This is a genomic window from Plantactinospora endophytica (genome assembly GCF_016862915.1).
In the GTDB taxonomy this organism is placed as follows: domain Bacteria; phylum Actinomycetota; class Actinomycetes; order Mycobacteriales; family Micromonosporaceae; genus Plantactinospora; species Plantactinospora endophytica.
Genome location: NZ_BONW01000028.1, coordinates 468,531 through 480,592 on the forward strand (window position 1 = coordinate 468,531; position 12,062 = coordinate 480,592).

Here is a 12,062-nt window from a genome sequence, read left to right on the forward strand (position 1 = left end):
TTCGTCGAGCGCCGGCCCCGACGACGAGGACATCCTCGCGGTCGGGGCCCGGCTCCCTCACTACGACCCAGCGGCGGCTGGGGCGTGACTGGCGGCTGGCACTGCTGTTCCTGGCGCCCACGGCCGTGCTGGTCGGAGTGCTCGTACTCGTGCCGATCGCCCGGTCGATCATCACCAGCACCACGGAACGGCACGGCCCGGACAGCGTCTTCGTCGGCCTGGGCAACTATCTCGCTCTCGTCGGTGACGAGCAGTTCCACACAGGAGTCGCGAACTCGTTCGTCTTCACCGCGTACGCCGAGGTGTTCAAGGTGGTGCTGGGGCTGGCCGCAGCTCTGCTGCTGCACCATCGGCGTCGTGGCCGGGCCCTGCTGACGGGGCTGCTGCTGGTGCCGTGGGTGGTGCCGACGGTGGTGACGGCGTTCAGTTGGCGCTCCCTGCTCGACCCGATCTTCGGCAGTGTCAACACACTGCTCACCGCCTCCGGGATCGGGCCGCTGCTGGCCTCCGCGCAGTTGGTCGACAGCTGGCCCGCGGGCTGGCTGTCCGACGACTCGCTGGCCATGCCATCCGTGATCCTGGTCAACGTGTGGAAGGGCGTGCCGTTCTTCACTGTCTGCTTCCTCGCCGGCTTGAAGGCGATCCCGGCGGAGGAGTACGAGGCGGCGACCATCGACGGCGCCTCGGCGTGGCAGCGGTTCGTCCACGTGACGCTGCCCGGACTGCGTCACGTGATCACGGTAACGGTGACCCTGTCGTCGATCTGGACGTTCAACAACTTCGACCTCATCTGGTTGCTGACGCAGGGCGGTCCGGGCGACGTCACGGCACCGTACGTGCTGGTCGCCTATTCGAAGGCGATCCTGCAACTGCAGTACGGGGCGGGGGCGGCGGTCACGCTCGTCATGCTGCCGATCATCGGCGGGCTGGTGTTCGTACTGGTCCGACTGCTGCGCCAGGACACCGGTGCCAGGAAGCCACCCCGGCGTCTGCGGACGGCGCGGTGGGCCGGGACGGTGCGGAAGGCGCTGCCGTGGGTCGTCAGCGCGGCGGTCGCCGGCCTGTTGCTCTGGGCTTCGCCGCAGATCTTCTGGAAGGCGGCGGTGGTCCTCGGGGTGATCCTGCTGATCGCGGCCGCGGTCGGCCGGGTGACCTCGACGCTCCAGCTCCGGGGCGGTCGCCGTGCGTCGTCGCTCGTGTCGGGCCTGGGCTCCGGTGTCGCGCTGGCCAGCCTGCTCGCCTTCGTGCTCGGCCCGATGTACTGGATCGCCGTCACGGCCTTCAAGTCCGAGGGCCAGGTCGTCATGCGCGAGAACGACCTGTGGCCGACGCCGTGGACCCTGGACCAGTTCGGTGCCCTCTTCACCAACCAGCCATTCGGCCGCTGGTACCTCAACACGGTACTGGTGTCTGCGGCGTCCACCGTGGTAGCGCTGCTCTGCGCCGTCCTGGCCGGTTACGCGCTGGCCCGGCTGCGGTTCCGCGGAGCGCAGGGTTTCACCGTCACGGTGCTGATCACCTACGTGATGCCGGGTGCGCTGCTGTTCATCCCGCTGTACCAGCTACTCATCGGGGCGCGGCTCACCGACTCGCTGTGGTCCCTGGTGGTGACGTACCCGACCTTCACGCTTCCGTTCGCCACCTGGCTGCTGGCGGGATACTTCTCGTCGATCCCGGTCGAGCTGGAGGAGGCCGCGCTGGTCGACGGCTGCACCCGGCTCCAGGCGTTCGGCCGGGTGGTGCTGCCTCTCGCCAAGCCGGGACTGCTGGCGGTGGCGCTGTTCACCCTGACCAATGCCTGGAACGAGTTCCTCTTCGCCTTCGTGTTCATCACCAAGGACGAGTACAAGACGCTTCCGGTGGGGATGCAGTCGATGATCAGCGGGGACGTCGTGCCGCAGGGGCAGCTCGCCGCAGCGTCGCTGCTCGTCAGCATCCCCGTGGTGGTCATGTACGCCTTCGGGCAGCGCTTCCTGACCGAGGGGCTCACTGCCGGCGCGGTGAAGGGCTGATCGCGAACGACCTGCATCCTGGTGACCGTCCGGTTGCTGTCGCCGGACGGCAGCCAGGCGGTGATGCCGCGTTCCTCGTTGCGGTGTGGCGAAGGCGAGCAGCCGCGTCACGCCGCCGCCGCGAGCATCCTGCGCTCGGCGACGTCATCGGGCCGTCCGGCCAGCATCTCCGCCGCCCGCACGATGGCGGCTTCGGCACCGGCGCGTTCCGCGTTCCGTAGCGAGATCCGCACCTGTCGGAGATCCACTCACTGACGCTACCCGGCAGGTAGGTGGGGCTGCCACCCCGAAACTATCGCCGATCGGCCGAAACTTTCGCTTGAAAATCTTGCAGCTTTCTGTAAGCCTGATAGGCATCGATGAATGTGAGCGCTAACACCGCTGCCGCCACCCAGAAGTCATTCCCACCAACCTTGGAGGATCAGCGTGATCTCCTGGAGCCGTCCCGCACGGCATCGTCTTCGAACGCTAACCGTCTCCGGAGCCTCCGCGATCGTCGCGGCCCTCGTCGTGTCGCTGCTACCCAACCTCGCGCAGGCCGCCGAGACGACCCTCGGCGCCGCCGCAGTCCAGTCCGGTCGATACTTCGGTGCCGCCGTCGCGGGCGGAAGGCTCGGTGACAGTGCGTACACGACGATCCTGAACCGCGAGTTCAACAGCGTCACCGCCGAGAACGAGATGAAGATCGACGCGACCGAGCCGCAGCAGAACAACTTCACCTTCACCAACGCCGACCGGATCGTCAACCACGCCCTCAGCCGGGGCTGGCAGGTGCGCGGGCACACCCTGGCCTGGCACTCCCAGCAGCCCGGCTGGATGCAGGGCATGGAGGGCAGCGCGCTGCGCTCGGCGATGCTGAACCACGTCACCCGGGTGGCCAGCTACTACCGGGGCAAGGTCGTGGCGTGGGACGTCGTCAACGAGGCGTTCGACGACGGCAACAGCGGCGCGCGCCGCAACTCCAACCTCCAGCGCACGGGTAACGACTGGATCGAGGCGGCGTTCCGGGCGGCGGACGCGGCGGACCCGGACGCGAAGCTGTGTTACAACGACTACAACACCGACAACTGGACCTGGGCCAAGACTCAGGCGGTGTACCGGATGGTGCAGGACTTCAAGCAGCGCGGCGTGCCGATCGACTGCGTCGGGTTCCAGTCGCATTTCAATGCCAACTCACCATATGTGAGCAACTACCGCACCACGCTGTCGAGTTTTGCCGCGCTCGGGGTCGACGTGCAGATCACCGAGCTGGACATCGAGGGCTCCGGCACCACGCAGGCGAACACCTACCGCAGCGTGGTCAACGACTGCCTCGCCGTCGCCCGCTGCACCGGCATCACGGTCTGGGGCGTACGCGACTGCGACTCGTGGCGCTCCAGCGGCACCCCGCTGCTCTTCGACTGCAACGGCAACAAGAAGGCCGCGTACACCTCCACTCTGGAGGCACTGAACAGCGCCGGCCCCGCGCCCACTCCCACCACGCCGGGGCCCACCCCCACGGCTTCGCCCACCGTTTCGCCGACTGGTGCGCCCGGCTCTGCCAGTGAGATCGTGGGGGTGCAGTCGGGTCGGTGTGTCGACGTGCCGAACGCGTCGCGTACGAATGGCACGCGGGTGCAGCTCTATGACTGCAACAGGCAGTCGCAGCAGTCCTGGACGTATACCTCGGGTAGGCAGCTACGGGTGTATGGGGACATGTGTCTGGACGCGGCGGGTTCGGGTAACGGTGCGGCGGTGCAGATCTATGCCTGCCACAGTCAGACGAACCAGCAGTGGAACGTCAATTCCAACGGGACGATCAGTGGTGTGCAGTCCGGCCGGTGCCTGGACGTCTGGAGCACGGCCAACGGGGCGCAGGTCCAGTTGTACGACTGCCACGGACAGACCAACCAGCAATTCCGGCTCGTCCCCCTCGGCGGTTCCTCCCAACCCACGCCCACGCCGACGACCAGTACGACGCCGACGCCAACGCCGACCGGTGGCAGCTGCTCCCTGCCGTCGTCGTACCGGTGGTCGTCCACGGGCGCGCTGGCGCAGCCTCGGTCGGGGTGGGTGTCGCTGAAGGACTTCACCCACGCGCCGTACAACGGCCAGCAGTTGGTCTACGGGACGACGCACGACACGGGCACGACGTGGGGGTCGATGAACTTCGGCCTCTTCTCGGACTGGAACCAGATGGGTTCGGCCAGCCAGAACCAGATGCCGTTCGCTGCCGTCGCGCCGTCGTTGTTCTACTTCGCGCCGCGCAACGTCTGGGTGTTGGCCTATCAGTGGGGTGGGCCGGCTTTCTCGTACCGGACGTCGACCGACCCGACCAACGTGAACAGTTGGTCGGCGCATCAGACACTCTTCTCCGGCAGCATCTCCAACTCCAGCACCGGACCGATCGACCAGGCGCTCATCGGTGACGACCAGAACATGTACCTGTTCTTCGCCGGGGACAACGGTCGGATCTATCGGGCCAGCATGCCCATCGGCAACTTCCCCGGCAGTTTCGGGTCGAGCTACACGACGATCATGACGGACTCGACCAACAACCTGTTCGAAGGAGTCCAGGTCTACAAGCTCCAGGGCGAGAGTCGGTACCTCATGCTCGTCGAGGCGATCGGCTCCCAGGGCCGTTACTTCCGCTCGTTCACCGCCACCAGCCTCGGTGGATCGTGGACTCCGCAGGCCACGAGCGAGAGCAGTCCCTTCGCGGGCCGGGCCAACAGCGGCGCCACCTGGACCAATGACATCAGTCACGGCGAACTGATCCGCAGCAACGCCGACCAGACCATGACGGTCGACCCCTGCAACCTGCAACTGCTCTACCAGGGACGGTCTCCGAGCTCCGGCGGTGACTACGGTCTCCTGCCCTACCGGCCGGGTCTGCTCACCCTGCAACGCTGACGACCGTACGTCGCCGGAGCGGGCGAGGCGGGGTACCAAACCTGCCTCGCCCCCTCACCCACCCCACCACCAGGAGGTACCGCCAGTGCGACGACACACACCCCACCCCCCGCCACCGGAGGATAGCCATGCTGACCGAGTGCCCCCCGGCGTTCGGGGACGGCTGCTCACGCTCGTCACGGCCGGGATCGCCGCAGCCGGGATCGCCGCCGCCGTCGGGTTGTTCACCGTGACGGCGGCGACCGGGCCTGCTTCGGCCGCCGACAATCCGTACCAGCGGGGGCCGGACCCCAGCCGGACCAGCGTCGCGACCGAGACCGGCCCCTTCGCCAACGCGTCGGTCAGCGTCCCGACCGGGTACGGCTTCAACGGCGGCAGGATCTACTACCCGACCGACAGCAGCCAGGGCACCTTCGGGGCCATCGCGATCTCGCCGGGTTACACCGCGCTGTTCTCCGCCGAACTGGCCTGGATGGGGCCATGGCTGGCATCGCACGGTTTCGTCGTGATCGGCATCGAGACCAACAGCCGAAACGACTTCGACACGGCCCGAGGCACCCAGTTGCTCGCCGCGCTGGACTATCTGACGCAGCAGAGCCCGGTACGGGACCGGGTCGACCCGAACCGGTTGGCGGTCGCCGGTCACTCCATGGGCGGCGGTGGCGCACTGAGCGCGGCCGTCCGGCGCTCGTCGTTGAAGGCAGCGGTCGGCATCGCGCCGTACTCGCCGTCGTCGAACCTGGCCAACGACCGGGTGCCCACGATGGTCTTCTCCGGGCAGGCGGACACGGTGGTCACTCCGTCCTACGCCATCGGCCTGTACAACAGCCTTCCAACCACGACGGAGAGCGTCTACCTGGAGGTGGCCGGCGCGGATCATGGGTTCATGGTCGGACGGTCGAACCCGGTGATGATCCGAACCATGCTGCCGTTCGTCAAGATGTTCATCGACAACGACACCCGGTACAGCCAGTTCCTCTGCCCGCTGCTGGACTCCAGCGGCGTGGTCACCTACCGCAGCACGTGCCCATTGCTGCCCACGACGCCCACCACGCCGCCGGTGAATCCGACGACTCCGCCGGTGAATCCCACGGTTTCGCCGACTGGTGCGCCCGGCTCTGCCAGTGAGATCGTGGGGGTGCAGTCGGGTCGGTGTGTCGACGTGCCGAACGCGTCGCGTACGAATGGCACGCGGGTGCAGCTCTATGACTGCAACAGGCAGTCGCAGCAGTCCTGGACGTATACCTCGGGTAGGCAGCTACGGGTGTATGGGGACATGTGTCTGGACGCGGCGGGTTCGGGTAACGGTGCGGCGGTGCAGATCTATGCCTGCCACAGTCAGACGAACCAGCAGTGGAACGTCAATTCCAACGGCACGATCAGTGGTGTCCAGTCCGGCCGGTGCCTGGATGTCTGGAGCACGGCCAACGGGGCGCAGGTCCAGTTGTACGACTGCCACGGACAGACCAACCAGCGGTTCAACGTCATGCCACTCGCACGATGACCGTGGACGGCTCGATGAACCTCCTGTTCGAGGGCGTGCGGGTCGACAAGCCGCAGGGCGAGATCCGACGCATTGGAATCAAGCCCAACTGAAAACGGGCGGGCTCGGCATTACGTCGAGCCCGCCCGTTGGGTACGTACGGGCCTTCCCTGGCCAGCAGCTTGATCAGTTGACCCGCTGGTGGGATCGGCGGCAAGCAGAACCCGGTCCCCGGCGGCGAGTCGGCACCGAACTGGCACTGGAACAGCAGCAGGTGCTGGCCGCCTGGCGGACCGTGCAGGAGATGCTGGCCAGGTACGCGGGGCCGATCCCCGGGTAGCCGATCCGCACCCGGCCGGCAGCGGTGGGGTACCGCCCGCCGGTCGGGTCGGTCGCCGGCCGAGAGCTTCCCCGGTGCCGTCCTGCCGTGAAACTGTGTCGGGACACGGATGTGGGCGTTCCGCTTCCAGGCGGACGGCTCACGTCTGTCGTGCCGTGGAACGATGGACAGCAGCCTGGGACGGTTGTGGTGGCGGCCGCCCAGCAGCGTGGAGGAGAGCGATGAGCAACCGTACGAAGCTGCGCCCACAGTCACGCGGAGCCGCCCAGGCCGCCACGGGGCCCGGCCGGCGCCGACTGTCGACCCTGGCCCTGGCGTTCGCCCTCGGAGCCCTGCTCGCCGGTCCGATCGGCGCCGTCGTAGCCTCCGACGACTCGTCCACGAACGACCAGGTGGCGCAGTTGCGCGCCGAGGAGGCCCGCCGGGACGCCGCCCAGATCGTCGACCTCACCACCCAGGCCAGGCAGGTGCAGGAAAGTCTCGTACCCGTTCTCGACGGGCTGGCGGCGGCGGTGCCGGTCAATGCGGCGGCCGGACCGCTCGCGGCCCCGGCCGACGTGACCGGTTGGCAGGCGACCACGGCCAAGGCCGTGGAAGGCTTCGCCGACCCGCCCTCGGCCGGTACCGGGGTCAACATCGCCCGCTCGGGTCTGGCCGCCGCCGTACGGGCGCTCGACCTCGCCGTCGACACGTACGCCGCCGCGCTCGCCGTGCCGCCGGCCAACCGTGCACAGGTGCTCGAACTGGCCGGGCGCCAGCGGGACGTCGCGGTCGCCGCCTGGTCCACCGCCGCCACCCAGCTCGACGTGCTCAACGTCGACGCGGGAAACGGTCACGCGCACGTCTTCCTCCCCGCCGTGCCGGGACAGGGCGCGTTGACCGCCGACGGCGCAGCCGAGGGCAAGTGACCTCCGCACAGCCGCCGGGCGCACCGTCGCGCGACCGCGCAGCCGCCGGAGTTCCTGAGCCGGCGTCGCCCCGCAACCGCGCCGACGTGGACCCTCTTCGGTCCGGCGCCTACTGGTTGGTGACAGCGACGTTGTCGAAGGCGGCGGCCGCGTTGTAGACGCGGACGCCGGACCTGCCGGACGGGTAGGTGGCGTCGGTGACCGAGATCCTGGGAGAGGTCAGGTCACCGACGTACACCTTGATCGAGGAGCCGACGGCCACCACGCGCAGGTGGTAGCGCTGGCCGGCGACGACCGGTAGCGGCGCCGAGCCGAGCGGCGTCCAGTTGTTGTTGGCGCGGCCGAGCACCACCCGGCCGGCCGGGGTGATCCCGGCGTAATAGCCGCGGTAGGCGTCGGTTCCGGTTCCCGCGTCGGAGGCCCGGAACACCAGCCCGGCGTCGCCGGTGCCTGACGTGACCGTCACGTCGAGGTCGTAGGTCGCGTTCACGTGGTTGTCGTCGAGCAGTGACTTGCCGCCGTAGGAGGCGGTCGTCCGGTACTGGCCGGTGCCGACCGACCAGGCTCCGCCGTACGTCTTCCAGCCGAGCGCGTTGCCGTCGGCGAAGTTGTCCTTCACCAGCATCTTCACCCGCTGGATCGTGCCGTCGCCGTTGAACACCATCCGGTCGTACGCGATCTGCCGCGCGTTGCCGTCGGTCTCCGACAGTGGCCGGCGGTGGTAGAAGATGTACCAGGTGTCGGTGCCCGGGACGTTCAGCACCGAGTTGTGCCCGGCGCCCCGCGCCACCGCCGGATCCTGCGCCAGGACCCTGTCGAGGCGGGTGAAGGGACCGGTGGGCGAGTCGGCCATCGCGTACGCCACGGAGTAGTTGGGGCCGGTCCAGCCGCCCTCCGACCACATCAGGTAGTACCTGCCGTTGCGCTTGAACATCTGCGAGCCCTCGACGTACCCGCTCGGAGTGATCTCCTTGAACGTTGTGCCGTCGCCGAAGGTGCCCAGGCTCGTCATGTCGGCGTTCAGCTTGGCGACGTTGGCGTGCCCCCAGCCGCCGTAGTAGATGTACGCCTGCCCGTCGTCGTCGATGAAGACGTCCTGGTCGATCGGCTGGGCGCCGTTGACGAACCGCGCGATCAACGGCCGTCCGATCGCGTCGGTGTAGGGTCCCTCCGGCCGGTCGGCCACGGCCACCCCGATACCGCCGAGCGCGCTGTCGCTCTGGATGTCGTTGGCCGCGAAGTACAGGTAGTACCTGCCGTTGCGGGCGATCGGGGCGGGCGCCCAGACGGCGTACCGCGCCCAGCTCACGTTCGCGGCGGTGAGCACGTTCGGGTGCCTGGTCCAGGTGACCAGGTCGGTCGAGGAGAAGGCGTCGAGATAGGTCTGGTCCGCGTACGCGCGGGAGGCGGTCGGGAAGACGTAGAAGCGGTTGTCGTAGATCGCGACGTCGGGATCGGCGTACCATCCGGCAACGATCGGGTTGCCCGCCTCGGCGGTGCTGTATTCCGGCAGCGCGGCCGACGCCGGAGCGGCTGCCGCGGTGACGGCGAGCACCCCCGCGACGGCGACGATCCTACTGAGGGCGCCTCCGAGCATCGACATTTAACAATGTTTCCTGATGTTGCCTTCCGGCGTCAAGGGTCGGGTCGTGGTGCCGCGAGGCCGGATCGGGTCCGGAGCGTACCGGCCCCGTAGCGTCCACACACGACAGTGCCCCTCCCGCAGGAGTCGGCGAGTCGCCGCCGTCGATCCCTCCTGCGGAAGGAGCACGTCACCTTGTCCGCACGTCGGTGCACCGGCTCGCCCGGCGGTCGTCGCGGCGGCCCGGCCACCACGAAACAGAACGCTCCACCCGGCTCAGTACCCGTAGACCAGCTTGTAGGCCACCTCGGGGAGGAACTGCCCGGCGCTGGAGCCGCCGCCGACGCCGCAGTTGCCGTCGGACTCGCCCGGGGTCTTGAGCCACAGCAGCATCTCGGCACCGCCGCCGAGCTGGGTCGGTGTGCCGATCCTGCGGCCGGCCGGGTTGCACCACTGACCGTTGGAGCCGTTGCGGTTACGGCTGGTGTCGATCACGAAGGGCTTGCTGTACCCGAACTCGTTGCGCAGTGTCGAGGCGACCTGGTTGCCGTAGTTGGTGTTCTCGCCGGTGGTGAAGTAGTTGGACACGTTGAGCGCGAAGCCGCGGGCGTTGCCGACGCCGGCCGTGTTGAGGCGTCGGGCCATCGTCCGGGCGTCGACCCAGCCGGGGTTGCCGGCGTCGAGGTAGGCCCAGGTGTGCTGGGCCCTGGACCGGAACTGGTTGACGGCGCGGGACAGCATGCCGACGCGGTCGTTGATCTGCTGCTGGGTCATGCAGTTGAAGTCGCCCAGCGAGTCCGGTTCGAGGACCACCACGGCGGGCCGGTTGCCGATGGCGCTGGCGAAGGCCGCGATCCACGCGTCGTACGCGGCGACGCTGCCGGCGCCGCCACCGGAGTGTCCGCCGCAGGCGTCTCGGCCGGGAAGGTTGTAGGCCACGAGCAGGGGAAGCTTGTCGACGGCGTCCGCCGCCGCGACGTAGTTGCCGACGGCGGAGGTGATGTTGCCGCTCCAGTTGCCGAACCAGGAGGCCATCGGCTTCTGGGCGATCTCGGTCCTGATCGCGTTGGCGCGTCCGTCGCCGGGGTTGGCGGCGACCCAGGACGCCGGACTGGAGTACGGGTTGACGTAGAAGCCGCTGGTCTGGCTGACCGGGTCGGCGTGCGCGGCCGAGGAGTTGAACAGGATCGTCGGAACCGCCACTGCCAGCGTGGCGGCGAGCGCGAGCAGCGGACGGGCGGGTCGTTTCATCGCGAGTCTCCTAGCGGTGGGGAAGTGCGTCGACATGAGCTGGTGTTGAAAGCCTGGACCTGCGGTTTCTTCAGCCTCGGGCGCCCGGCGCCGACGGTGCGGTCGCGGGTCGGCGCACCGTCGCCTCGACGGCTCCCTGCCGGATCGCCCTCGGGCGACCGGTGACGTCCCGCGTCGAGGCGCCCGTGAACTCCCACGGGCCCGAGTGTTCAAGATTTTGGAAGCGCTTCCAGTCAGCTCTATCTATACATGTCGATTTAATGTTGAGCATGTGACGAGTAAAAGTCAAGGTCCTCCTCAGGCCCGGGAGCTGGCGCATCGATCTCCGCCCGGACGATCCTGGAACCGCTTCCAGCCTGTCGGCGCGGGTCTGCCGGCGGCGGTGCTCCGCCAATCGGCGCCCGGTACCCGGCGTGACCGTGTCGACCTTGGTCGTCGGAGGCCGATACCATCTACCGGCGGCGTCGGCACCGCCGGTAGCCGGGACGGCGCCGACCGGGTTCCGCCGGCTGCCCGTCGCCCGGTCACCTCCGGCGTCGAGCTGTCTTCGGCGTCGGGCAGGAAGGACGCGGCTCACGATGGGAACAGGCACGACCCGGCGCCAGCCCACGCTCGACGAGGTGGCCGCGCGCGCCGGTGTGTCACGCTCCGCCGCGTCCCGGGTCCTCAACAAGGCGCCGCACGTCAGTCGCGCCACCCGCGACGCCGTCGAAAGGGCCATCAAGGAACTGGGGTACCTGCCCAACCGCACCGCCCGGGCCCTGGCCACCCGGCAGACCGGGATCGTCGCCCTGGCCATCTCGCACGACGATCCCGAACTGTTCGCCGACCCGTTCTTCGGCCAGGTCATCGTCGGTGTCTCCTCGGCGCTCGAGGAGACCGACCTGCACCTGTTGCTGTGTCTGGCCAGCTCCGGTCGGGGCCGGTCCCGGCTGACCAACCTGCTGAACACGCGGGGGGTCGACGGCATCATGCTGATGGCGCTGCACGGGGACGACCCGCTGACCCACATCGTGCGCCGAGCCGGCCTGCCGGCCGTGTACGGCGGCAAGCCGTTACATTTCAAGCCCCAGTGGTACGTCGACTCCGACAACCTCGGCGGGGCACGGCTCGCCACCGAACACCTTCTCGGCCTCGGGCGCACCCGGATCGTCACCATCACCGGCGAGCTGGGCACCGAGGCCGGTGCGGCCCGCTGCCGCGGCTACCGCGAAGCGATGATCATGGCGGGCCTGACTCCGTACGGCGTGGCGGAGGGTGACTTCACCGAGGCCAGTGGTGCCGCCGCGATGAGATCCCTGCTCGACGAGCACCCTGATCTCGATGCCGTCTTCGCCGCCAGCGACAACATGGCGGCCGGCGCTCTGCGGGTGCTGAGCGAGGCCGGTCGGTCCGTACCGGCGGACGTGGCGGTGGTGGGCTTCGACGATCTCGCAATAGCCGAACGGACCGATCCGCCGCTGACCACGGTCCACCAGTCGATCCAGTCCCTGGGCAAGGAGATGACCCGGGTACTCCTGGAACTGATCGCCGGACGGGAGACCGCGTCCCTGATCCTTCCCACGAGACTGGTCCTGCGCGGCTCCGCCTGACC

9 protein-coding genes are annotated in these 12,062 nt (G+C 68.6%); 6 read left to right on the top strand and 3 right to left on the bottom strand.

Annotation, left to right across the window (positions count from 1 at the left end; all coding sequences use genetic code 11):
- The first annotated feature begins 125 nt into the window (after nt 1-125).
- On the top strand, nt 126-2,012 hold the full coding sequence (locus Pen02_RS27955) for an ABC transporter permease (RefSeq protein ID WP_239141379.1): 1,887 nt from the start codon (nt 126-128) through the stop codon (nt 2,010-2,012).
- Between the two features lie 107 nt (nt 2,013-2,119).
- Here the strand turns inward: Pen02_RS27955 and Pen02_RS27960 are convergent, their stop codons facing one another.
- Entirely contained in the window at nt 2,120-2,260 is a 141-nt protein-coding gene (locus Pen02_RS27960) for a hypothetical protein (RefSeq protein WP_203869086.1), read from the bottom strand.
- A 268-nt stretch (nt 2,261-2,528) separates the two neighbouring features.
- Between Pen02_RS27960 and Pen02_RS27965 the strand changes: the two genes are divergently transcribed.
- From Pen02_RS27965 to Pen02_RS27980, 4 genes are all read left to right on the top strand, one after another.
- Nucleotides 2,529-4,904, top strand: a complete 2,376-nt coding sequence (locus tag Pen02_RS27965; protein WP_239141411.1) for a non-reducing end alpha-L-arabinofuranosidase family hydrolase — start codon at nt 2,529-2,531, stop codon at nt 4,902-4,904.
- Between the two features lie 139 nt (nt 4,905-5,043).
- On the top strand, nt 5,044-6,408 hold the full coding sequence (locus Pen02_RS27970; RefSeq protein ID WP_239141381.1) for a poly(ethylene terephthalate) hydrolase family protein: 1,365 nt from the start codon (nt 5,044-5,046) through the stop codon (nt 6,406-6,408).
- 169 nt (nt 6,409-6,577) lie between these two features.
- A complete protein-coding gene (locus Pen02_RS27975; RefSeq protein ID WP_203869089.1) occupies nt 6,578-6,727 on the top strand; it encodes a hypothetical protein in 150 nt (49 codons plus the stop codon).
- Nucleotides 6,728-6,948: 221 nt separating this feature from the next.
- Nucleotides 6,949-7,635, top strand: coding sequence for a hypothetical protein (locus Pen02_RS27980; protein ID WP_203869090.1), 687 nt, complete (start codon nt 6,949-6,951; stop codon nt 7,633-7,635).
- Between the two features lie 109 nt (nt 7,636-7,744).
- On the opposite strand, the gene Pen02_RS27985 is transcribed toward Pen02_RS27980, so the two are convergent.
- Complete coding sequence (locus tag Pen02_RS27985) at nt 7,745-9,238, bottom strand: family 43 glycosylhydrolase (protein ID WP_239141383.1); 1,494 nt, start codon at nt 9,236-9,238, stop codon at nt 7,745-7,747.
- A gap of 255 nt (nt 9,239-9,493) precedes the next feature.
- On the bottom strand, nt 9,494-10,468 hold the full coding sequence (locus Pen02_RS27990) for a glycoside hydrolase family 6 protein (RefSeq protein WP_203869091.1): 975 nt from the start codon (nt 10,466-10,468) through the stop codon (nt 9,494-9,496).
- Between the two features lie 578 nt (nt 10,469-11,046).
- Here Pen02_RS27990 and Pen02_RS27995 point away from each other — a divergent pair.
- Nucleotides 11,047-12,060 carry a LacI family DNA-binding transcriptional regulator gene (locus tag Pen02_RS27995; RefSeq protein WP_203869092.1) on the top strand — a complete coding sequence of 338 codons (1,014 nt, stop codon included), beginning with the start codon at nt 11,047-11,049 and terminating at the stop codon, nt 12,058-12,060.
- Nucleotides 12,061-12,062: the final 2 nt, after the last annotated feature.

Excerpts from the sequence above, each read along its gene's own strand:
- Pen02_RS27980 (WP_203869090.1), top strand. The coding sequence starts at position 6,949 with ATGAGCAACCGTACGAAGCTGCGCCCACAGTCACGCGGAGCCGCCCAG.
- Pen02_RS27995 (WP_203869092.1), top strand. The coding sequence starts at position 11,047 with ATGGGAACAGGCACGACCCGGCGCCAGCCCACGCTCGACGAGGTGGCC.
- Pen02_RS27985 (WP_239141383.1), bottom strand. The coding sequence starts at position 9,238 with ATGTCGATGCTCGGAGGCGCCCTCAGTAGGATCGTCGCCGTCGCGGGG.
- Pen02_RS27990 (WP_203869091.1), bottom strand. The coding sequence starts at position 10,468 with ATGAAACGACCCGCCCGTCCGCTGCTCGCGCTCGCCGCCACGCTGGCA.